General features: G+C 73.6%; 15 protein-coding genes. 9 read left to right on the top strand and 6 right to left on the bottom strand.

Annotated elements, in window-relative coordinates; all coding sequences use genetic code 11:
* Positions 1-64: 64 nt before the first annotated feature.
* Positions 65-3,199, bottom strand: coding sequence for a beta-N-acetylglucosaminidase domain-containing protein (locus ACH414_RS05905; RefSeq protein WP_398940873.1), 3,135 nt, complete (start codon positions 3,197-3,199; stop codon positions 65-67).
* A gap of 229 nt (positions 3,200-3,428) precedes the next feature.
* Here ACH414_RS05905 and ACH414_RS05900 point away from each other — a divergent pair, with 229 nt between their 5' ends.
* Genes ACH414_RS05900 through ACH414_RS05890 form a run of 3 tightly spaced genes read left to right on the top strand, consistent with a single transcriptional unit; the run spans position 3,429 to position 6,089 of the window.
* Positions 3,429-3,641, top strand: a complete 213-nt coding sequence (locus tag ACH414_RS05900; RefSeq protein ID WP_382535239.1) for a hypothetical protein — start codon at positions 3,429-3,431, stop codon at positions 3,639-3,641.
* Between the two features lies 1 nt (position 3,642).
* Entirely contained in the window at positions 3,643-5,838 is a 2,196-nt protein-coding gene (gene malQ / locus ACH414_RS05895) for a 4-alpha-glucanotransferase (protein WP_398940871.1), read from the top strand.
* A 20-nt stretch (positions 5,839-5,858) separates the two neighbouring features.
* Positions 5,859-6,089: a hypothetical protein gene (locus ACH414_RS05890; protein WP_132914142.1), complete on the top strand. Its 231-nt coding sequence runs from the start codon at positions 5,859-5,861 to the stop codon at positions 6,087-6,089.
* A 105-nt stretch (positions 6,090-6,194) separates the two neighbouring features.
* Here the strand turns inward: ACH414_RS05890 and ACH414_RS05885 are convergent, their stop codons facing one another.
* On the bottom strand, positions 6,195-6,716 hold the full coding sequence (locus ACH414_RS05885; protein WP_382535233.1) for a MarR family winged helix-turn-helix transcriptional regulator: 522 nt from the start codon (positions 6,714-6,716) through the stop codon (positions 6,195-6,197).
* Positions 6,717-6,841: 125 nt separating this feature from the next.
* Here ACH414_RS05885 and ACH414_RS05880 point away from each other — a divergent pair, with 125 nt between their 5' ends.
* The 5 genes from ACH414_RS05880 to ACH414_RS05860 all read left to right on the top strand — a co-directional run bounded on the left by ACH414_RS05880 (position 6,842) and on the right by ACH414_RS05860 (position 12,689).
* Complete coding sequence (locus tag ACH414_RS05880; RefSeq protein ID WP_382535230.1) at positions 6,842-7,789, top strand: EamA family transporter; 948 nt, start codon at positions 6,842-6,844, stop codon at positions 7,787-7,789.
* 4 nt (positions 7,790-7,793) lie between these two features.
* Entirely contained in the window at positions 7,794-8,747 is a 954-nt protein-coding gene (locus ACH414_RS05875; protein ID WP_398940869.1) for a DMT family transporter, read from the top strand.
* Between the two features lie 65 nt (positions 8,748-8,812).
* On the top strand, positions 8,813-9,745 hold the full coding sequence (locus ACH414_RS05870) for a LysR family transcriptional regulator (RefSeq protein WP_382535225.1): 933 nt from the start codon (positions 8,813-8,815) through the stop codon (positions 9,743-9,745).
* A gap of 59 nt (positions 9,746-9,804) precedes the next feature.
* Positions 9,805-10,941 carry an allantoicase gene (gene alc / locus ACH414_RS05865; protein ID WP_386564306.1) on the top strand — a complete coding sequence of 379 codons (1,137 nt, stop codon included), beginning with the start codon at positions 9,805-9,807 and terminating at the stop codon, positions 10,939-10,941.
* Between the two features lie 35 nt (positions 10,942-10,976).
* Positions 10,977-12,689: an FG-GAP-like repeat-containing protein gene (locus ACH414_RS05860; protein WP_382535219.1), complete on the top strand. Its 1,713-nt coding sequence runs from the start codon at positions 10,977-10,979 to the stop codon at positions 12,687-12,689.
* A gap of 89 nt (positions 12,690-12,778) precedes the next feature.
* On the opposite strand, the gene pepN is transcribed toward ACH414_RS05860, so the two are convergent.
* The 4 genes from pepN to ACH414_RS05840 all read right to left on the bottom strand — a co-directional run bounded on the left by pepN (position 12,779) and on the right by ACH414_RS05840 (position 20,762).
* Positions 12,779-15,352: an aminopeptidase N gene (gene pepN, locus ACH414_RS05855; RefSeq protein WP_398940867.1), complete on the bottom strand. Its 2,574-nt coding sequence runs from the start codon at positions 15,350-15,352 to the stop codon at positions 12,779-12,781.
* Positions 15,353-15,506: 154 nt separating this feature from the next.
* Positions 15,507-16,523: an aspartate-semialdehyde dehydrogenase gene (locus ACH414_RS05850; RefSeq protein WP_398940865.1), complete on the bottom strand. Its 1,017-nt coding sequence runs from the start codon at positions 16,521-16,523 to the stop codon at positions 15,507-15,509.
* Between the two features lie 171 nt (positions 16,524-16,694).
* Positions 16,695-20,021: a S8 family serine peptidase gene (locus ACH414_RS05845; RefSeq protein WP_386564300.1), complete on the bottom strand. Its 3,327-nt coding sequence runs from the start codon at positions 20,019-20,021 to the stop codon at positions 16,695-16,697.
* A 198-nt stretch (positions 20,022-20,219) separates the two neighbouring features.
* Positions 20,220-20,762, bottom strand: a complete 543-nt coding sequence (locus ACH414_RS05840) for a CGNR zinc finger domain-containing protein (protein WP_386564297.1) — start codon at positions 20,760-20,762, stop codon at positions 20,220-20,222.
* Between the two features lie 159 nt (positions 20,763-20,921).
* Between ACH414_RS05840 and ACH414_RS05835 the strand changes: the two genes are divergently transcribed.
* Complete coding sequence (locus ACH414_RS05835; protein WP_382535204.1) at positions 20,922-21,413, top strand: HPP family protein; 492 nt, start codon at positions 20,922-20,924, stop codon at positions 21,411-21,413.
* Positions 21,414-21,416 lie beyond the last annotated feature (3 nt).

The following is a 21,416-nucleotide window of genomic DNA, read 5'->3' as shown; positions in this document are numbered from 1 at the left end:
GAGGCGTCGGGAGGCGTCGGGAGGCGCCCGGAGGCGCCCGGAGGCGCCCGGAGGTGCCACGGGCTCACGGGGAGCCGGGCTCCGCGCCCTGCTCCCCTTCCGGCGCGTCCGCCTTCGGTGGCCGCTCCGCCGGCGGCTCGGCCACCGCGTACGTCTCCACCGTCCACAGCGAGTAGCCGTACTCCGTCGCCCGCGCATCGCCCTGCACCCGCAGGAAGCGGGTGTCCGCCGCGTCCATCCGCACCGACTCGCGCCCGCCCCGCCCGTCGCGCACCGTGGCCGCCGTACGCCAGGTGCGCCCGTCGGCGGAGACCTGCACCCGGTAGCGGCTCGCGTAGGCGTCCTGCCAGTGCAGCACCACCTGGCCTATCCGGGCGGGCTCCGCCAGCTCCAGCTGCCACCACGCGCCGTCCTCGGCGGGCGAGGACCAGCGGGTCGCCGGATCGCCGTCCACGGCGAGCGCCGCCGGGAAGTCGGGCGTCTCGTCGCCCGAGGAGGAGGCCGTGCCGGTCGGCGCCAGGTCCGGGCCCGCGGTCCGCGGGAACGCCCGGACCGTCAGGACCCGCTCCTCGCCCGCGAACGACACCGGCACCGCGTACGAACCGGCCGGCGCGTCCGCCGCGACGGACACCTCCAGCGGCACCGTCGTACGGGTCCCCCGGGGGACCACCGCGTCCTTCGCGTCCTTCGGCAGCCGCACCGTGACGCCCTTCGGCGCCCGCGCGGCCAGCGCCCCGCGCACCTCGGCCGCCCGCCGCCCCTCCAGGGCCACGTCCACGCGCACGGCCGGGCCGCCGATCTCCGCGTCGGTCTCCGTACGCGCCAGTTCGAGCCCCGCGCGCGGCTCGTCCGCGAACCAGGGCACCAGCGACCGCACCTGCCCCGGCCGGCCGCCCCACACGATCCGCACCGCGCCCGCGCGCAGCCCCTTCAGGTCCGTCTGCGTCCAGCCCGAGGCCGCCAGCGGGCCGAGCGCCCGCCAGCCCTCGCCGGGCACGTAGGCCTGAAGGACGCCCGCGGAGCCCGTGCCGGGCTCGGTCATCACGGTGAGGGTCTCCATCGGCCGGGCGCGGTCCATCCGGACCGTGTACGAGTCTTCCGCCGCGTCCGACTTCAGCCCGGCGCCCCGCTCCCGGTCGGCGCCCGTCCAGGCCGCCGACTCCTCGACCGCGCGGGCGAGGAACGGGTCGAGGACGCCCTTGCCGACCGTCACCGGGCTCGTCCCCAGCGCCTCCCGCCGCCGCTCCAGGTCCAGCTGGGCCCGCCAGGCCCCGGCGCCGTCGCCGCGTGCCTGGGCGAGCAGCATGTCGACGGCCGTCTCGCCCGCCTGCCCGTACCGCGCCAGCTGCTGGAGCCAGGGGCCGGCCTCCGCGCCCAGGGCGCCGCCCGCCGCGCCGGCCAGGCGCTCGGGCGCCTCGCGCATCACGGTGAACGCGGCCCGCAGCTCCCGCCCCGCCTTCTCCCGCGCGGCCTTGTCGGGGCTGGTGCGGCTCGCCCAGAAGGCGGTCGTCAGCGGCTTCAGATAGGCCGACTCGGCGTCCGGGGCGAGCAGCGAGGAGGCGCCGTTCCCGGCGAGCGCGGCCAGCGCCTCGCGGGCCGCCGGGTCCGGCCCCGCCAGGTCGTCCACGGCGGCCCGCCAGGACTCCTGCGGCCGGTAGCCCTTGGGGTTCCAGGCGAAGTCCGCGGCCGTGAACAGCGGCACCCGGGAGGCCGTCGGCTGCTCCATGGCGTTGGCCAGGAAGGCGGCGCTGCCGGCGGCGACGGCCGGCTCACGGCCCGTGGCGGGCCCGAGGAAGAGCCGGTCCCGGGCGTAGTCGTTGACCGGGTAGTTGTCCATGGTGACCAGCGGGTGGCGCAGCGCCTCGCGGGCCCCGGCCAGTTCGCGCCCGGTGATGGTCTTCGGCACCGCCCCGACGCCCGTCCACGCCACCTGCACGCCCGGGTCGAGGGCCCCGGCCAGCGCCGTGCGGTACTCCGTCGTGCCGTCCTGGTAGTACTCCGTCGGCATCAGCGACAGCGGCTCCGCTCCCGGGTGCCGCTCGGCCAGGTGCCGGGCGACGGCCCCCGCCACGCGCGCGTGCGCCCGGGCGGCGGCCTCGGGACCGCTCCCGAAGGCGTCGGCGTCCGCCGAACAGTGCCACTCGCTGTAGCTGACGTCCTGGAACTGGAGCTGGAAGGCGCGCACCCCGAGCTCCCACATGGCGTCGATCTTGCCGGTGAGGGCCGCCAGGTCCCGCTCGGAGGACAGGCACATGGCCTGGGCGGGGGAGACGGCCCAGACGAGCGTCACGTGGTTGGCGCGGGCCCGGGCGGCGAGCTCGCGCAGCGCGGCCCGCTCGGCGGCGGGATAGGCCTCGCGCCACAGCGCCTGCCGGTACGGGTCGTCGCCGGGCGCGTACAGATAGCGGTTCTGCTTGGTGCGGCCGAGGAAGTCGACCTGGGCGAGGCGCTCCTCGCGGCTCCAGGGGCGCCCGTAGAAGCCCTCGGTGATCCCGCGCGCGGCGGTACCCGGCCAGTCGCGGATCCGGACGCCCGGCAGGCTCGCGTCCGCGCGGACCAGTTGACGCAGCGTCTGCACCGCGTGGAACAGGCCGTCTTCGCCGACGCCGTCGAGCACGACGGTGTCCCGGCCCTGGAAGCGGCCCGTCGCCAGCCGGTAGCCGCCGGCCGGCAGATCGCCGCGTCCGGCCATCCCCAGGGCGCCCAGCGCCTCCTGAGCCCCCGTCGAGTGCTCGCCGAGGCTGTCGGTCACGCGCAGCACCGGGCCGCGCCCGGGCAGCTCCTCGTGCACGGTGCGCACCCCGGCCGTCCGCAGCAGTGCGCGCAGCGCGGCGAGGGCGTACGGGTCGGTGCCGGGGGCGGCGAGCAGGGTCGCCTCGGAGCCGAGCCGCACGGGGCCACCGGCGGGCGTCAGCGACTGGGGGCGCGGCCAGACCGACGGGACGCCGGAAGCGGGGGCGTTCGGGGCGCTCGGGGCGTTCGTGACGGGAGGGGCAGACGTCACGGGGGACACCGGCGTCACGGGGGACACCGGCGTCACGGGGGACACCGGCGTCACGGGGGACACCGGCGTCACGGGGAAGCCGGTCGTGCCCGGCGCCGCCGCGTGGGCGAGGCCCGGCGCGCCGCCGCCGAGGAGTCCGCCGATGACCGCGACGGCCACCGCGGTCGCCGTCCGCCTCCTGTGTCCGAGGTGCACGAGGGCTCCCTTCGGTCCCGTGGGTCACGATTCGGTGACGAGCCCACCATCCATGCCGACGGAGTGTCAATGCGGGTGGTCGAACTGTCTGCTTTGCCCGCCGGGCTTTCGGCGAGGTGGCGGCCATTCGTCAAGTTCCGCCGGTAAAACGGGGAGCGGTGGGTAAGGCTTCCGGTGGTTTCTTACGTGTCTTACCTGTCGAGACTGTCGAGACGAACCGGGAGATCCCGTGAACGCGACCGACCACTCCGCCCCGCGGATACGCGAGCAGACCCTCGCGACGCCGATCCGCATCCCGAGGCAGGGCCCGCTCACCAGCGAACCGCCCCTCGCCGACGCCGCCCCCCTCACCAGCGAGCCGCCGCTGATCGAAGCGGCCCCCCTCACCAGCGAACCCACCGCCCCGGGCACCGCGGGCGGCACGGAGTCACCCGGAGTGTGAAGTGACCCTGGCCCGTCTCGCCGCCCTGCACGGCGTCGCCACCGAGTACGCCCCCTCCGAGGGCGTCACGGTCGCCGTCCCCGACGCCACGGTGGTGGCCGTCCTGCGCGCCCTGGACGTCGACGCGTCCACGCCCGAGGCGGTCGCCGCCGCCGTGGAGGCGGCCGAACGGGCCGGCCGCGAGCGGCTCCTGCCGCCCACCGTCGTGCACTGGCAGGACGGGGCACCGCGCCCGCCCCTCGACCTGCCGCCGGGCACCCGGCTCACCGTGACCACCGAGGACGGACGCACCGTCGCCGGGTCTGCCGGGTCTGCCGGGTCTGCCGGGGCTGCTGGGTCCGCCGGGGCTGCCGGGGCTGCTGGGTCCGCCGGGTCTGCGGGGTCCGCCAGGTCCGCCGGCAACGGCAAGGGCCTCGACTGGGGCGGGCTGCCGCTCGGCGTGCACCGGCTCTCCGCGCACGCCCCCGACGGGCGCCGCTCCACCGCCACCCTGATCGTGGCGCCCGCGCACGCCCCCGGCCCCGAAGGACGGTCCCACGGGCTGCTCGTCCAGCTCTACTCGCTGTTCTCCGGCCGCTCCTGGGGCATGGGCGACCTCGGCGACCTGCGCGAGCTGGCCGACTGGGCCGGCCGCACCCACGGCACCGGATTCGTCCAGGTCAACCCGCTGCACGCGGCCGTGCCCGGCGCGCCCACCGACCCCTCCCCGTACCGCCCCTCCTCGCGCCGCTTCCCCGACCCGGTGCACCTGCGGATCGAGGACGTGCCCGAGTTCGCCCACGTCGACCAGGCCCGCCGCGAGGAGCTCGACCGGGTCCTCGCCGACGCGGCCGAGCTGCGCGAACGGGTCCTCGGCAAGGGCGCGCTGATCGACCGGGACGCCGTGTGGGAGGCCAAGCGGCGGGCCCTGGAGCTGGTGCACACCGTGGAGCTCGGCCCCGGCCGGCGCGCCGCCTACCGCGACTTCCTCGCCGAGCGCGGGCGCGCCCTGGAGGACCACGCCACCTATCAGGCACTCGCCGAGCGGCACGGGCACCACTGGCGCCGCTGGCCCGAGGAGCTGCGCGACCCGCGGACGGCGGAGGCGGCGGTCCGGGCCGACGCGGAGCTCGCCGCCCGGGTCGACTTCCACTGCCGGCTCGCCTGGCTGACGGACGGCCAGCTCGCCGCCGTCTCGCACACGGCCCGGCAGGCCGGGATGGCGGTCGGGATCGTCCACGACCTGGCCGTCGGTGTGCACCCGGACGGCTCCGACGCCTGGGCGCAGCAGCACGTCTTCGCCGCCGGCATGTCCGTGGGCGCCCCGCCCGACGCCTTCAACGCCCGGGGCCAGGACTGGGGCCTGCCGCCCTGGCGCCCGGACGCCCTCGCCGCCGAGGGCTACGCCCCGTACCGCGGGCTGCTCAGGGAGCTGCTGCGGCACGCGGGGGCGCTGCGGATCGACCACGTCATGGGCCTGTTCCGGCTCTGGTGGGTGCCCGAGGGCGGCGAGCCGACCGAGGGCACCTACGTCCGCTACGACTCCGAGGCCATGCTGGCCGTCCTCGCCCTGGAGGCGCACCGCGCCGGGGCGGCGGTCATCGGCGAGGACCTCGGCACGGTCGAGCCGGGAGTACGGGAGTCCCTCGCCCGGCGCGGGGTGCTCGGCACCTCCGTGCTCTGGTTCGAACGGGACTGGGCCGGCACCGGCCGCCCGCTGCCCCCCGAGGAGTGGCGGGCCGGCTGCGTGGCCACCGCCACCACCCACGACCTGCCGTCCACCGCCGCCCGGCTCTCCGGCTCCCATGTGACGCTGCGCCACCGCCTCGGGCTGCTCACCGGCGACCTGGAGCGCGAGCGGACCCGGGACGCGGCCGAGACCGCCGAGTGGCTCGGACTGCTCCAGCGGCTCGGGATGCTCCCGGAGGGCCCGGGCGAGGAGGCGGCCGAGGTCAGGGCCTTCCACCGCTTCCTGGCTGCCACTCCGGCGCGCCTGGTCGGGATGTGGCTGCCGGACGCGGTGGGGGACCGGCGGCCGCAGAACCTGCCCGGCACCTGGGACCAGTACCCCAACTGGCGGCTGCCGGTCGCGGGTCCCGACGGGCAGCCGCTGACCCTGGAGGAACTGGCCGCCTCGCCCCGCGCGCACGACCTGCTCCGGGTGCTCGCCGAGGGGGTCGGGGCCCGTACGGCACCCCCGGGCGCGCGGTCCGTTTAGGTGTTCGCTACTTTTGCACCGTGGACAAGAAGAACGCCCTGCGCGCCGGCGCCGTCGCGGCCGGTACGACGCTGATGATGCTGCTCATGTCGTCCCCCGCGCTCGCGCTCACCCGCGACGACGGTGACGACCCGGCCCCGAAGCTGAGTGTCGCCGAGACCCTCGGCCTGTACGTCGCCGCACCGCTGGTGCTGTTCCTGGTGATCATCGGCCTGGTGGCGGTGCTCGACAAGTCCAGGAAGAAGGCGTAAGCCCCACCCGGTTCCTTCACGAGGGCGCCGCACGGTACGACGTACCGTGCGGCGCCCTCGTGTGCGTTCCGGGCGGGGCGATCCGCCGGGACCTGCCCGCGCGGTCTAGGCCGTGGTGGCCAGCAGCTTGCGCAGCAGCACCGTCAGCTGCTCCGCCTCCTCGGGGGTGAGCGCCGCCTCCAGGGCCGCGCGCTGCTCGGCGAGCCCGGCGCCGACGGCCTGGTCCACCAGGGTGCGGCCCTCCTCGGTGAGGGTGACGCGCAGGCCGCGGCGGTCGTTCGGGTCGGGGCTGCGGGTGAGCAGTCCGGCCCGCTCCAGCTTGTCGAGCCGGCCCGTCATCCCGCCGGTCGTGATCATCAGTGTGGCGGTCAGCTGGCGCGGTGAGAGCGTGTACGGCTCCCCGGAGCGCCGCAGCGTGGCGAGCACGTCGAACTCGCCCAGCGACATCCCCCCGTACGCCGCGTACGCCTTGTCCACCTTGGCCCGCATGGCGCCGGCCAGCCGGTAGATCCGCCCGAAGACGGCCATCGGCACCGTGTCCAGGTCGGGGCGCACGGCGGCCCACTGATCGGCGATGGCGTCGACGGCGTCGTGGGCGGGCCCGGGAGCGGGCGTCTGCTTCTCCATGACCCCAGTTTCCCCTCTCTGGTGACTCGATGGCAAGAAAGCCACTTGCAAGTAAGTAGCTTAGTGCTAAGTTAATCACCGACAAGCCAACCGGCCCGTCGCCACCGCACAGGGGGGAACCTGCCATGTCCCGCAAGGCCGCGACCGTCGCACTGACCGCCATCGCCCCGATCTCCTGGGGCAGCACCTACTTCGTCACCACGGAGTTCCTGCCGCCCGACCGCCCGCTCTTCACCGGCCTGATGCGGGCCCTGCCCGCGGGACTGCTGCTCCTCGCCCTCACCCGCAAGCTGCCGCGGGGGGCCTGGTGGTGGAAGTCGCTGGTGCTCGGCGCGCTCAACATCGGCGCCTTCTTCCCGCTGCTCTTCCTCGCCGCGTACCGGCTGCCCGGAGGCGTCGCCGCCGTCGTCGGCTCGGTCGGTCCGCTCTTCGTCGTCGGCCTCGCCGCGCTGTTCCTGGGCGACAAGCCCACCGCGAAGTCCCTGCTCACCGCGATCGCCGCCGCCTTCGGCGTCAGCCTCGTCGTCCTCAAGGCCGGAGCCGCGCTCGACGCGGTCGGGGTGGTCGCCGGACTGCTCTCCGCCCTGTCGATGTCCGCGGGCACCGTCTTCACCAAGCGCTGGGGCCGCCCCGAGGGCGTCGGCGCCCTCGCCCTCACCGGCTGGCAGCTCGCCGCGGGCGGTCTGGTCCTGCTGCCCGTCGCCCTCCTGGTCGAGGGTGCCCCGCCGGCCCTGACCGGCACCAACCTGGCCGGCTACGCCTACCTCGCCTTCGGCAACACCGCGATCTCCTACTTCCTCTGGTTCCGCGGCATCGGCCGGCTGAGCGCCTCCTCGGTCACCCTGCTCGGCCCGCTCTCGCCGATCACCGCCGCCGTCATCGGCTGGGCCGCCCTCGGCCAGGCCCTCGGCCCGGTGCAGCTGCTCGGCATGGTGATCGCCTTCGGCGCCACCCTGGTCGCGCAGACTGCCCCGCGGACCCCGCGGGCCCCGAAGGTGGAATCGTTCAGCTCAGCTGAAAAGAACGGTCAGGAAGTTTCGATGGACCTGGAGGTTTCCGCGGTGCGACGGTAGGCGCATGCCGCAGACCACGCCCCTCACCCGCACCCCGACCACCATCCGCACCGACGACGTCACCGAGAGGCCGGCGCCCGCGAGGAAGCTCGCGAAGGGCGCCGGCTTCGGCGTGCTGCTCGCCCTGCTCGCCACCGTCGTCTGGTCCGGCAGCTTCGTCGCCACCCGCGGCATGGCCGACACCATTCCGCCCGTCCAGGCCGTCTTCTGGCGCTGGCTCATCGCCCTGGCCGCCGTCGCCCCGTTCGCCGCCCGCCCGTTCTGGCGCCAACGCGCCGTGATCCGCCGCCACCTGGGCTTCGTCGCCCTCGCCTCGCTCTTCGGCATCGCCCTCTACAACACCCTGGTCCACCAGGCCGGCCTGACGACCTCCGCCTCCAACATGGGCATGATCATGGCCGCCTCCCCGGTCCTCATGGCGCTCTACGCCCGCCTCGGCGGCGAACGCCTGGGCGCCCGCCGGATCCTCGGCATGCTGACCGCCGCGCTCGGCGTCCTCCTCCTCGTCGGCAAGGGCTCCCTCTCCGTCGACCTCACCGCCGGCGACCTGTGGATGTTCGCCGCGGCCCTCTCCTTCGCCTCGTACAGCGCCCTGCTCAGGCGCAAGCCCGCCGAGATCGACCAACTGGCCTTCCTCTTCACCACGTTCCTGCTCGGCGCCCTGATGCTGGCCCCGGCGTACGCGATCTCCCTCACCGTCCAGGGCGGCTTCCCCCTGACCCCCACGACGGCCGGCCCCCTGCTCTACGTCGGCGTCCTGTCCTCCGCCGTCGCCTTCTTCGCCTGGAACAGGGCGGTCTCCCTCATCGGCGCGGCCCGCGCGGGAGTCGTCTACTACCTGCAGCCGGTGTGCGTGGCCCTGCTCTCGTACGCGCTGCTCGGAGAGCGGCTGGGTGTCCTGGGCATGCTGTGCATGGCGCTCATCCTGGGCGGTGTGGTGCTGGCGACGCGCAGGTGAGCGCCGGGGACCCTCCCTCCGGCTCCCTCCCGCCCCGTCCGGCACCGCCCGGTAGGTTGCGCCCCATGACCGAGTGGGACATCAAGAAGCTGCAGATCCTCCGCACCCTCCGCGACCGCGGCACCGTCACCGCGAGCGCGGAGGCGCTGCTCATGACCCCCTCGGCCGTCTCGCAGCAGCTCACCAACCTGTCGAAGCAGCTCGGGGTGCAGCTCCTGGAGGCGCACGGGCGGCGGGTGCGGCTGACCGATGCCGCGCATCTGGTGCTGCGGCACGCCGAGGCCGTGTTCGCCCAGTTGGAGCGGGCCGAGGCCGAACTCGACGCGCATCTGCGCGGCGAGGCGGGGCGGGTGCGGGTCGCGGCCTTCTCCACCGCCGTGCCCGCGCTCGTCGTCCCCGCCGTCCAGGCGCTGCGCCCCGCCCACCCGGGGCTCGACGTGCGGATCCGGGAGGCCGAGGCGGCGGAGGCGTACGAGCTGCTCACCGCGGGCGAGGTCGACCTGGCGCTCTCGCTGGCCGCGCACGCGCCCACCGTCCGCGACCCCAAGTTCAGCCGGGTGCCGCTGCTCGCCGACCCGCTCGACGTGGCCCTGCCCGCCGCGCACCCGCTCGCCGAGGCGCCCGGGCTGCGGCTCGCCGACCTCTCCGCGGAGCCCTGGATCTTCGGCGGCTCCGGGCCCTGGTCGGAGATCACCACGGCCGCCTGCGAGGCCGCCGGGTTCGTCCCCGAGCAGGCCCACAGCGCCGCCGGCTGGACCGCGATCCTCGCCATGGTCGAGGCCGGCATGGGGGTGGCCCTGGTGCCCCGGATGGCCGCCGCCGAGCGCCGTACGCGGGCCGGGTCCGGGGTGGTGATGCGGGTGCTCTCCGCCGACCAGCCGCGCCGTCACGTCATCGCGGCGGTACGGCGCGGGGCGGAGGAGGGGCCGGCCGTGGCGCGGGTCCTCGCGGCGCTGCGGCAGGCGGCGGTGCAGCGCGAGAACGTTCAGCAGGGCTGAAAAGACCTGTCGAAAACATTCGATGGACCCGCGAGACGGCCCCGGGCACAGTCGAGTCCATGAGCCTCGACCACGACACCGCCCAGGACCCCCACGCCAACGACGCCGCCCCCTACGCCGGTGGCGACCCGTACGCCGACTACCGCACCGGTGACTTCCCGTACACGGAACTCGTCGACCTCGCCGACCGCCGCCTCGGCGCCGGAGTCGTCGCCGCCAACGACGAGTTCTTCGCCGAGCGCGAGAACCTCCTCGTCCGCGAACGCGCCGTCTTCGACCCCGAGCACTTCGGCCACAAGGGCAAGATCATGGACGGCTGGGAGACCCGCCGCCGGCGCGGCGCCGACGCCGACCACCCCTTCCCGGCCCCGGAGGACCACGACTGGGCGATCGTCCGCCTCGGCGCCCCCGGCGTCATCCGCGGCATCGTCGTCGACACCGCCCACTTCCGCGGCAACTACCCCCAGCGCGTGAGCATTCAGGCCACCGCCGTCGAGGGCTCACCCAGTCCCGAGGAGCTGCTCGACGCGAAGTGGGAGGAGCTGGTCCCGCCCAGCCCCGTCCGCGGCCACGCCGCCAACGGCTTCACCGTCGACGCCGAGCGGCGCTACACCCATCTGCGGCTCTGCCAGCACCCCGACGGCGGCATCGCCCGGCTGCGCGTCCACGGCGAGGTCGTCCCCGACCCCGAGTGGCTGGACGTCCTCGGCACCCTCGACCTGCTCTCCGTGCTCAACGGCGGCGTGTACGAGGACGCCTCCGACCGCTTCTACTCCTCGCCGACCCAGATCATCCTGCCCGGCACCTCCCGCAAGATGGACGACGGCTGGGAGAACCGCCGCCGCCGGGTGCGTGGCACCAACGACTGGGTGCGCTTCCGGCTCGCCGCCCAGGGCGCCGTACGGGCCGTCGAGATCGACACCGCCTACCTCAAGGGCAACTCGGCCGGCTGGATCGCCCTCCAGGGCTGCAACGGCGACCCCGCGGCCGGGGCGGAGTGGTTCGAGATCATCCCCCGCACCCGCCTCCAGCCCGACACCCCGCACCGCTTCCGCCTCCCGGCGCACGCCGTCGTCACCCATGTCCGCCTCGACGCCTTCCCCGACGGCGGCGTCGCCCGGATGCGGCTGCACGGCAGCCTCACGGACCAGGGCGCGGCCGAACTGCGCGCCCGCTACGCGCGGCTGACCGCCTGACAGGTGCACGAAGAAGATCACTAACCTCTCGGGGTATGAGACTCCTTCGAAGAACGGCCGCCGTGCTCGCGCTGCTGGCCGCCGCGGTCCTCCCGGCCGCGGCGCCGGCCGGCGCCGACACCGTCGACCCCGCCACCGCACCGTCGGCGCGGACCATCTCGTACAACGTCTGCGGCGCGTACACCTGCCAGAGCAAGCTCGACCTGCCCACGTGGACCGCCAAGGTCAAGGACCAGACCCTGGCCTGGGACACCGACGCCCTGATGCTCCAAGAGCTCTGCTTCGGCCAGTGGGCCTCGCTCCGCACCGCGCTGGCCGACTCCGGCTACACCGCCGTGTGGACCTCCACCGACACCGCGACCGGCTGCGGCAAGTGGTCCACCGACACCCGCTTCGGCCTCGGCATCTTCGTCAAGGCCCCGGCGGTCGACCGTTACGCCGCCAACCTCACCGTGCCCGCCGGGCAGGAGGCCCGCGCGGTGCTCTGCGCCCGCGGCCCGGTCGACGGGCGCAGCACGCTCGTCTGCAACACCCACCTCGCTCAGTACATCACCCCGGACAACGGCTCCTCCCAGGCCCTCGCCAAGGCCGACACCTGGGCCGCCGGGCTTCCCGTGATCCTCGGCGGCGACTTCAACGCCGGGCCGACGTACACCGCGCTCGACCCGATACGCGCCGGACTGCCCGGCACCGGCCCGTTCGCCGAGGCCGACGAGAACGACCACGACTACTTCACCCAGGCCTGCCTGGACGCCGGCGTCACCGAGTGCCGCTCGGGCGAGCCCACCACGTACGACGGCAAGAAGTTCGACCACGTCTTCCTGAGCGCCCGCGACTTCCACACCGTCCGCGCCGACGCCCTCGAACCCGAACCGGCCGGCACCGCCCCGCTCTCCGACCACCTGCTGCTGCGCGCCGCCGCCTACCCCGAGCCCCGGCCCGGCACCGGCACCGGCGGCGACCTCACCGGCGACGGCCGCCCCGACTTCCTCGCCGTCAAGGACGACGGCAACCTGCGCCTGTACCCCGGCACCGGCGGCGGCGGCCTCGGTGCCGTGCGCCAGATCGGCACCGGCGGCTGGGCCGGCGCCGTCGTCAGCCACCGCGGCGACTGGACCGGCGACGGCCGCGAGGACGTCGTCGCCCGCATCGGCGACGAGCTGTGGGTCTACCCGAACACCGGCACCGGCGAGCTCGGCACCCGGATCGCCATGGGCGGCCGCCCCACCGGCTGGTCGAACGGCGGCGCCACCCCGCTGGCCGCCGGCGACGTGGACGGCGACGGCCTGCCCGACGTCCTCGCCCGCAGCACCACCGGCCTCTGGCTGCACCGCGGCGGCGCGCCCGTCGACGGCAAGCCCACCTTCGCCGCCAGGGCCGCGCTGAACATCGGCGGCCCCGAGTGGGCCGGCTACGACGTGATCCTGCCCGGCGACGTCACCGGCGACGGCAGGGCCGACGTCTGGGGCCGCGACCGGGCCACCGGCGAGATCAGGCAGTACGCGAGCCAGGGCGCGAGCGCCCTCGCCGCCCCCGTCGTCCTCACCGGCGGTCCCTGGACCACCGCCGACCGGCGGCTCCTCGTCTCGGCCGGCGACGTGACCGGCGACGGCCGGCCGGACCTGTGGACCACCCGTACCGCCGGCACCGCGGAGAACCTGGAGTTCCTCCCCGGCACCGCCACCGGCCTCGGCACCCCGACGACGATCGGGACCGGCGGCTGGCAGTGGCTCACCTGGCTGGGCTGACCCGGCCGGGCCGACCGGCAGCGCGGGTCGGTCCGTGACGACGAAGGGCCCCGGACCGCTCGCGGTCCGGGGCCCTTCGTCCGTCAGGGTCAGGCGGCGGCGTCCGCGGCCTGCGCCTTCAGGGCGCGCTCGATGCCCGCGCGCGACTCCGTCACCATGCGGCGCAGCGCCGGAGCCGGGTCGTTCGCGGCGATCCAGGCGTCCGTGGCGTCCAGCGTGGCCGGCGAGACCTGGAGCGTCGGGTAGAGGCCGACCACGATCTGCTGGACGATCTCGTGGCTGCGGGTCTCCGAGATGCCCTTGATCGACGCGAAGTACTTCTCCGTGTACGGGGCGATCAGCTCACGCTGGTCCGCCTGCACGAAGCCGGCGATCACCGCCTCCTGCACCGCGTTCGCCAGCGTGTCGGACTCGACGACCGACGCCCACGCCTCGGCCTTCGCCGCCTCGGTCGGACGGGCCGCACGGGCCGTCGCCGCGTGCCGCTCGCCCGCCGCGGTGCGGTCGCGCTCCAGCTCCGCCGCGATCTCCGGCTCGTCGAACCGGCCGGTCGCCGCGAGGCGCTGCACGAACGCCCAGCGCAGCTCCGTGTCCACGGCCAGGCCGTCGATCACGGCGCCGCCGTCGAGCAGCGCGGCGAGCAGGTCGAGGTTCTCGTCCGTGCGGGCGGTCGCCGCGAAGGCCCGCGCCCACGCCAGCTGGTGGTCGCTGCCGGGCGCCGCCGCGCGCAGCTGCTCCTCGGCGAAGGCGCCCCAGCGCGCCAGGCCCTCGGCCCGCCACTCCGGCGCCGCGTACAGCTCCAGGGCCGCCTTGACCTGGCCCTGGAGCGACTGGACCACGCCGATGTCGGTCTCCTTGGCGATGCCGGAGAGCACCAGGTCCAGGTAGTCGCGGGTGGCCAGCTCGCCGTCCCGGGTCATGTCCCAGGCCGAGGCCCAGCACAGCGCCCGCGGCAGCGACTCGGTGAAGTCGCCCAGGTGCGCGGTGACGTTCTTCAGGGACACCTCGTCGAGGCGGACCTTCGCGTACGACAGGTCGTCGTCGTTGAGCAGCACGACCGCCGGGCGCTGCTTGCCCGCGAGCTGCGGCACGGCGGTCAGCTCGGCCGCCTCGATGTCCAGCTCGACCCGGTCGGTGCGGACCAGCTTGCCGGCCGCGTCCAGGTCGTAGAAGCCGATCGCGATCCGGTGCGGACGCAGGACCGCCTCGCCCTTGGCGCCGGCCGGCAGCGCCGGGGCGGTCTGGCGGACGCCGAAGGAGGTGATGGAGCCGTTCTCGTCGGTCTCGATCTCGGGCCGCAGCACGTTGATGCCGGCGGTCTCCAGCCACGCCTTCGACCAGGCCTTCAGATCACGCCCGGAGGTCTCCTCCAGGGCGCCGAGCAGGTCGGTCAGGCGCGTGTTGCCGAAGGCGTGGGCCTTGAAGTAGGCCTGCACGCCCTTGAAGAACTCGTCCTCGCCGACGTAGGCCACGAGCTGCTTCAGGACGGAGGCGCCCTTGGCGTACGTGATCCCGTCGAAGTTGACGAGCACGTCCTCCAGGTCGTTGATGTCCGCCATGATCGGGTGCGTCGACGGCAGCTGGTCCTGGCGGTAGGCCCAGGTCTTCTCCGCGTTGGCGAAGGTGGTCCAGGCGTTGGGCCAGCGGGTGCCCTCGACGGAGGCCTGGCAGGCGACCGAGGTGAAGGTGGCGAACGACTCGTTCAGCCACAGGTCGTTCCACCACTCCATGGTGACGAGGTCGCCGAACCACATGTGGGCGAGCTCGTGCAGGATGGTCTCGGCCCGGCGCTCGTAGGCGGCGTCCGTGACCTTCGAGCGGAAGACGTACTGGTCGCGGATGGTGACCGCGCCCGCGTTCTCCATCGCGCCCGCGTTGAACTCGGGCACGAACAGCTGGTCGTACTTGGCGAACGGGTAGTCGTACGCGAACTTCTCCTGGAACCAGCCGAAGCCCTGGCGGGTCACGTCGAAGATGTGGTCCGCGTCGAGGAACTCCGCCAGCGACGGACGGCAGTAGATGCCGAGCGGCACGACCTGGCCGTCGGGGCCCTCGTAGGAGGAGTGCACCGAGTGGTACGGGCCGACGATCAGCGCGGTGATGTACGTGGAGATCCGCGGGGTCGGCTCGAAGACCCACACGTCGTCCTTGGGCTCCGGCGTGGGGGAGTTGGAGATGACCGACCAGCCGGACGGGGCCTTCACGGTGAACTGGAAGGTCGCCTTGAGGTCGGGCTGCTCGAAGGAGGCGAAGACGCGGCGGGCGTCCGGCACCTCGAACTGCGTGTAGAGGTAGGCCTGGCCGTCGACCGGGTCGACGAACCGGTGCAGGCCCTCACCGGTGTTGGTGTACGCGCAGTCGGCGACGACCTTCAGCTCGTTCCGCCCCTGGAGCAGGGACGGCAGCGCGATCCGGGAGTCCCGGAAGACGGCGGCGACGTCGAGGGCGTGCCCGTTGAGCACGACCTCGTGGACGGCCGGGGCGACGAGATCGATGAAGGTCTCGGCACCGGCCTCGGCGGAATCGAAGCGGACGGTGGTGACGGACCGGTAGGTGCCGCCCTCCTGCGCACCGGTGAGGTCGAGGTCGACCTCGTACGCGTCCACGGACAGCAGCTTCGCCCGCTGCGCCGCCTCTTCACGGGTCAGGTTTGTGCCAGGCACCCGGTCAACTCCTCGGTTTCGTGACGTTTGGGCCATCCTTCCACGGGGTGTGCGGGCGACGCACCGCACATTTCCCAGGGCGAACAAGCGGAGGGCGGCCATCCCACGGATGGCCGCCCTTAGGTGCTTTTCGTGCCGGTTTCGGCGCCTGCCGTCAGCCCGCCAGCTCGGCCGCGACCAGCTCCGCGATCTGCACCGCGTTGAGGGCCGCGCCCTTGCGCAGGTTGTCGTTGGAGAGGAAGAGCGCCAGGCCGTTGTCGACGGTCTCGTCGACGCGGATGCGGCCCACGTACGAGGCGTCCTTGCCGGCCGCCTGGAGCGGGGTCGGGATCTCGGAGAGCTCGACGCCCTCGGCGTCCTTCAGCAGCTCGTAGGCGCGCTCGACGCTGATCGGGCGCTCGAAGCGGGCGTTGACCTGGAGCGAGTGGCCGGAGAAGACCGGGACGCGCACACAGGTGCCGGAGACCCTGAGCTCCGGGATCTCCAGGATCTTGCGGGACTCGTTGCGGAGCTTCTGCTCCTCGTCGGTCTCGTGGGTGCCGTCGTCGACGAGGTTGCCGGCCAGCGGGACCACGTTGAACGCGATGGGGCGGCGGTAGACGTTCGGCTCGGGGAAGGCGACGGCCTCGCCGTCGAAGGTGAGCTGGTCGGCCGCTTCGGAGACGGCGCAGGCCTGGGTCTTGAGCTCGGCGACACCGGCCAGACCGGAGCCGGACACGGCCTGGTAGGTGGTGGCGACCAGGGCGACGAGGCCGGCCTCCTGGTGGAGCGGCTTGAGGACCGGCATGGCGGCCATCGTGGTGCAGTTCGGGTTGGCGATGATGCCCTTGGGGCGGTCCTTGATCGCGTGCGGGTTGACCTCGGACACGACCAGGGGGACCTCGGGGTCCTTGCGCCAGGCGGAGGAGTTGTCGATCACGACGGCGCCCTGGGAGGCGACCTTCTCGGCGAGGGCCTTGGAGGTGGCGCCGCCCGCGGAGAAGAGCACGATGTCCAGGCCGGTGTAGTCGGCGGTGGACGCGTCCTCGACGGTCACGCCGTCCACGACGGTGCCCGCGGAGCGGGCGGAGGCGAAGAGGCGCAGCTCGTCGACGGGGAACTCGCGCTCGGCCAGGATCTTCCGCATGACTGTGCCGACCTGACCGGTGGCTCCGACGATTCCGACCTTCACGGGGACTCCTCCGTACGTTTGTGCAGGGCTGCCGGATCCATGATGCGTGTGTCCACGGGCGCCTTGTCCAATCCATTGTCCAAGGGTCGGGATGGATCACCGGGCAGGTGGGAGGACGCCGAAGGGGCGGGCTCCGGTTTCCGGCGCCCGCCCCTCCTTGGTCACCAGGCGTTACGGGATGACGTTCCCGATCACCACGCTGCCGGTGCCCGCGGCGGTGCCGCGCGCGTTCAGCAGCTGGACCTCACCGAAGAACTGGCGTCCCTCGGGGGCCGCGGCGTTGACCACGACCTCGGCGGCGACCGGGGCGGTCGCGCCGTTGGCCAGCTGGACCGGCTTCGACTCGTCGACCTTCACGGAGCCGAGCGCGGACGAGTAGTACACGTCCTTGTAGTCGTAGCTGGTGCCGCCGGCGGCCTGCACCGAGTAGCCGTCGATGATGACGGTGTAGGTGCCCGCGGCGGGCTTGACCAGGCTGACGGACTCCTCGGAGTCGCCGTCGGCGGACTGCCCGACCTGGGTGTCGCCGAGCTTGACCGTGAGGTCGAGGTCGGCCGACAGGTCGGAGGTGTTGCCGATGGCGATGTCGAGGCGCTCGACGCCCTCACCGATGGTGACGGTCTTGATCTGCTGCTCGTGGTGCTGGATGGTCGCCTTCTCGGTCTTCTGCGAGCCGAGCGGGCCGCCCTTCAGACGCCCGTCGAGGGCCGCGAACTCGTTCGAGACCTTCCACTGCACGGCCGCCGGGGTGCCGACCTTCGCCTCGGGGACCGTCTGGACGGCCGGGTCGAAGGACGCGCCGAGCACCGAGACGTCGAGCCGGAACGGGTTGTCCAGGTCCGGCGAGGTGCGGCGGGACTCGACGATGATCTCCCAGACGCCCGGGATCGGGTTGGCGTAGGAGCGCAGGTCCGGACGGCAGGTGTTCGCCGGGTTGTAGTGCGGGTAGCACTGGTTGGACGCGTTGTCCTCCAGGGCCACGCCGTACGGGTGCTGGGTGATGAACCGGGTCTGGCTCTTCTCCTTCAGCCCGCTGATCCCGACCTCGAGGGTCTTGGCGCCCTTCGGCACGGTGACGAAGTACGACTTGTGGCTGTTGCGCTGCACGGAGGCGGTGGCGGAGAAGCCGTAGCCCGGGCCGACCAGGTCGTTGGAGACGACCGACGTGGCGAGGATCTGCTTGTCGACGCCCTCGGTGAACAGGTCGTCGGCCTCCAGGATGACGCTGTGCACGCCCGGGGTGGTCGGACGGGCCTGGAGCCTGACGGTGACCGGCTTGTTCAGCGGCAGCGCGACGAAGTCCTCGCCGAGGATGCGGAAGGTGCCGTCGTTGTACTTCAGGCCGAGCTCGTGCCAGACCGGACGGTCCGGGCCGTTCGTACGCGTGATGGTGACGTCGTAGACCTTCTTCTGGCCGACCTTGAGGCCGCCCTGGCGGTCGTACACGCCGGTGCCGGTGTGCGGGGCCGGGAAGATCGCGGTGTCGACCGGGGCCTCGACCTTGTAGTCGTGGGCGGTGGCACCGAACAGGATCGAGTCCCAGGCCTCCTCGATGTCGATGAGGCCGGCGCCCTGCTCGTGGGCCGCGACACCGGGGATCCGCTTGGCGGTCGAGGTGAGCGCGGTGCGCAGGGTGAGCGGGGAGAGCTTGATGCCCCGCTGCTTGGCGGCGGAGATCAGCAGCGCGCTCGCGCCCGCCGCCTGCGGCGAGGACATCGAGGTGCCGTTGAGCATGCCGTAGCCGGCGGGCAGCGTGTAGCCGGCCTCGGCGACGCCCGCGCCGGGCAGCCAGGTCGGGATGGTGTTCACGGCCGAGCCGGGGGCGCTGATGGTCGGGGTGAAGCCGCCGTCCTCACGCGGGCCGCGCGAGGAGAAGGGGAACATGGCGTACTTCTTCTCGACGGCGGAACCGTAGTTGGCCGCCCAGGTCGACTGGGAGATGGCCGCGCCGACCGACAGGACCTTGTCGGCCAGGCCGGGGTCGCCGATCGTGTTGATGCCGGGGCCCTCGTTGCCGGCCGAGATGACCAGCTGCACACCGTAGGTGTCGATGAGGCGGGTGTAGAGGCGGGCGCGCACGTTGTCGCCGTCGTTCTGCAGCGGCAGACCGCCGATCGACATGTTGACGATGTCGACGCCGCGGTTGGCGACGAGGTCGATCATGCCCTCGGTGAGCGCGGTGTTGGTGCAGCCGCCGGTCCAGGTGCAGGCACGGGCGGAGACGATCTTCGCGCCGGGGGCGGCGCCGTTCATCCGGCCGCCGAAGAGGCCGTTGGCGGCGGTGATGCCGGCGACGTGGGTGCCGTGCTCGGACTCGACGAGGCCGACGTTGACGAAGTCGGCCTTCTTGCCGACCCAGGTGCCGCCCAGCGGGTCCATCGGCACGTCCTTGCGGATCTGCACGACGAACGGGGTCTTCTCGACGACCTCGGTTGCGGGGTCGTCGGTGCCGAAGTAGCCGATCTGGAAGCCGTCCTTGTACGGCTTCATCGGCTCGTTGTTGGTGAAGTCACCGTCCTGGTCGGTGTCCACGCGCACGGTGCCGGCGGCCGGGTCGTACAGCAGGCCGAAGCGGTCGGTGGTGTCGCCGTCCCGGTTGATGTCGCCCTTGGGGTCGCCGCCCGCGGTGACCGACTCGCTGAAGCGGCTCCACTGGAACGAGCCCTCGGGGGCCTTCCAGCTCTGGCCGCCGGCGGTGAAGGCGGAGCCCGTGACCGGGGTGATCTGGGCGCGCCAGGTGCCGTCGCTCTCGGTGAGCGGGTCGGTGGCGGTGACCCAGTCGACGATCTTGCGCTCGCCGGTGGTGGTCTTCTGGAGGGCCGGGTGGCCGAGGTCGACACCGGAGTCGAGGATGCCGATGGTCACGCCGCGGCCGTCGGCCTTGGGGTGGTCCTCGACGAAGCTCACCGCACCGGTCTCGTGGGACGGGTTGTACGGGTTCTTCGCCGGGGTGCTCTTGCCCGGGGCCGGGTAGGTCTTGGTGACCGTGGTCCCCTCGACGGCGCCGGTGACGGTGCCCGCGTCCGGGGTGGGGTCGTCCTGCTTGATCTCCGCCTGGAGGTCGACCGACTGCACCGAGGAGAGCTTGGTGGCGGCCTTGATGGCGGCGTCGGCCTTGCCGGTGGGCAGGGTGGCGCGGACGTAGCCGAGCTTGTCGTCCTGCTTGCCGACGGAGGCGCCGGGAACGGCGTCGAGCTGGCCCGCGACCTGCTCGGTGGCGCCGGGGGCGGTGGCGACGAGGACGGTCACGGTGGCCTGGCCGGAGGCCTCGGCCTCGGAGAGGCGCTGGGCGTCGGTGACGCCGAGCTTGTCGCCGGGGTCGGCCGTCTTCACCGGCGAGGTGGTGGTGGCGGCCGGGTCGTCGACGGCCAGAACCGGGGCGGCACCGGCCGCGACCAGGGCGGTCACGAGGCCGGCGGCGGCGGCGATGCGCGCCGCGCGTCTGGTCCCGGGGGTCGAGCGCCCGGGTATGGAGCTCTGGGTTTCGGGGGTGGTCATTTACATCCCTGATGGTGAAAGAAGAGGGTCCGGATTTCGGTACCGGATGACCGCTCAGCCTTTCGTAAATGACCGGTGTTTGGGGAGAGTTATCGGGTGGCGGAATGCGCGTGTGGCACACATCCGCCACTGCGGAAGATGCGCCACAGGGGACGAAAGCCCTCCAACGTGGGCGAGGCGACACCCCTCCGTGGGCGACTAGTTGTCCTTTGTACGGGCATAGTGGCGCGAGGCCTTGGCGCGGTTCCCGCACAGGGCCATGGAGCACCAGCGCCGGGTGCCGTTTCGCGAGGTGTCGAAGAAGTGCAGGATGCACGCCTCGTGGGCGCACCGGCGGATGCGTTCCGGATTCGTGCGCAGGAGATCGAGATAGTCGCGGGCGGCGGTCCATCCCGGTCCCCAGGCGAGGTCCTCGAACTCCGCCTCCTCGCCCGGCCCCTCGACGGAGAGCGTGGCCCGGATCCGCCCGTGCCCGAGCACCGCGTCGACCCTGGCGGTGGCCTCGGGGTCGCCCGCCCGGTCGACCAGGGCGCCGAGCGCGTCCCGGGCGGCGAGGGTGTGCCGCAGGGTGGCCGCGTCGGCCCGGAACCGCCGGTCGAGCCCGTTCGCCCGGAGCCAGACGCCGAGGCCCTCGGCATCGGTCAGCAGGTCCTGCCGCACCCCGTCGGCCATCCAGCGGGTGTTGAGCAGATCGAGCGAGACCGGCTCGCCGACGAGCGGCCGCGGATCGGCAACGGTCATGGCGGGGGCCTCCTCGGCGACGAATTCCGGACTAACCCCTCAAGGGTACGTGACCGGTTGCACGGCGCCTCGGCTAACCCCTAAAGTCAATCTAGCCGGTTAGTCACACCGCGTGGGTCCGGCCCTGCCCGGCCCACCCCTCCCGACGAAGGACCGCCCATGACCACGGCCCCGCCCGCCGCCGCCCCGGCCCGCCCCAGGCCGCGCGTGCTGCTCGCCTCCACCGCCGTCAGCGTCACCGCCCTGCTCCTGCTCGTCGCCCTCGGCACCCTGCTCCACGAGCCGCTGCTCATCCCGCCGCTCGCCGCGAGCATGGCGCTCGTCGCCGGCGCCCCCGACCTGCCGCTCGCCCAGCCCCGCTCGGTCGTCGGCGGCCAGCTCCTCTCGGCGCTCACCGGTTTCGCGGTCCTGGCCCTGACCGGCCCCGGCCCGTGGGGCGCCGCCCTCGCCGGCGGCCTCGCCCTCGGCGTCATGGCCGCGGCCCGCACCCCGCACTCGCCCGCCGCGGCGACCGCCGTGATCGTCACCCTCCAGAACCCGCCGTTCTGGACCTTCCTCGCCCTCCTCGCCCTCGCCGCCGCCGTCCTCGTCGCGACCGGCCTCGCGGGTGCCCGGCTGACGGGGCGGCGGTACCCGGCGTACTGGATCTGAGGG

Source organism: Streptomyces sp. NPDC020422 (genome assembly GCF_044386705.1).
Classification (GTDB): domain Bacteria; phylum Actinomycetota; class Actinomycetes; order Streptomycetales; family Streptomycetaceae; genus Streptomyces.
Note: the sequence above shows the minus strand (reverse complement) of the source record. Positions and strands in the feature narration are given on the sequence as shown.

What these genes read in the sequence shown, in the direction of transcription:
- ACH414_RS05885 (WP_382535233.1), bottom strand. Translation starts at nt 6,716, where the DNA reads ATGGAGAAGCAGACGCCCGCTCCCGGGCCCGCCCACGACGCCGTCGAC.
- ACH414_RS05880 (WP_382535230.1), top strand. Translation starts at nt 6,842, where the DNA reads ATGTCCCGCAAGGCCGCGACCGTCGCACTGACCGCCATCGCCCCGATC.
- ACH414_RS05875 (WP_398940869.1), top strand. Translation starts at nt 7,794, where the DNA reads ATGCCGCAGACCACGCCCCTCACCCGCACCCCGACCACCATCCGCACC.
- ACH414_RS05870 (WP_382535225.1), top strand. Translation starts at nt 8,813, where the DNA reads ATGACCGAGTGGGACATCAAGAAGCTGCAGATCCTCCGCACCCTCCGC.
- alc (WP_386564306.1), top strand. Translation starts at nt 9,805, where the DNA reads ATGAGCCTCGACCACGACACCGCCCAGGACCCCCACGCCAACGACGCC.
- ACH414_RS05860 (WP_382535219.1), top strand. Translation starts at nt 10,977, where the DNA reads ATGAGACTCCTTCGAAGAACGGCCGCCGTGCTCGCGCTGCTGGCCGCC.
- ACH414_RS05845 (WP_386564300.1), bottom strand. Translation starts at nt 20,021, where the DNA reads ATGACCACCCCCGAAACCCAGAGCTCCATACCCGGGCGCTCGACCCCC.
- ACH414_RS05840 (WP_386564297.1), bottom strand. Translation starts at nt 20,762, where the DNA reads ATGACCGTTGCCGATCCGCGGCCGCTCGTCGGCGAGCCGGTCTCGCTC.
- ACH414_RS05835 (WP_382535204.1), top strand. Translation starts at nt 20,922, where the DNA reads ATGACCACGGCCCCGCCCGCCGCCGCCCCGGCCCGCCCCAGGCCGCGC.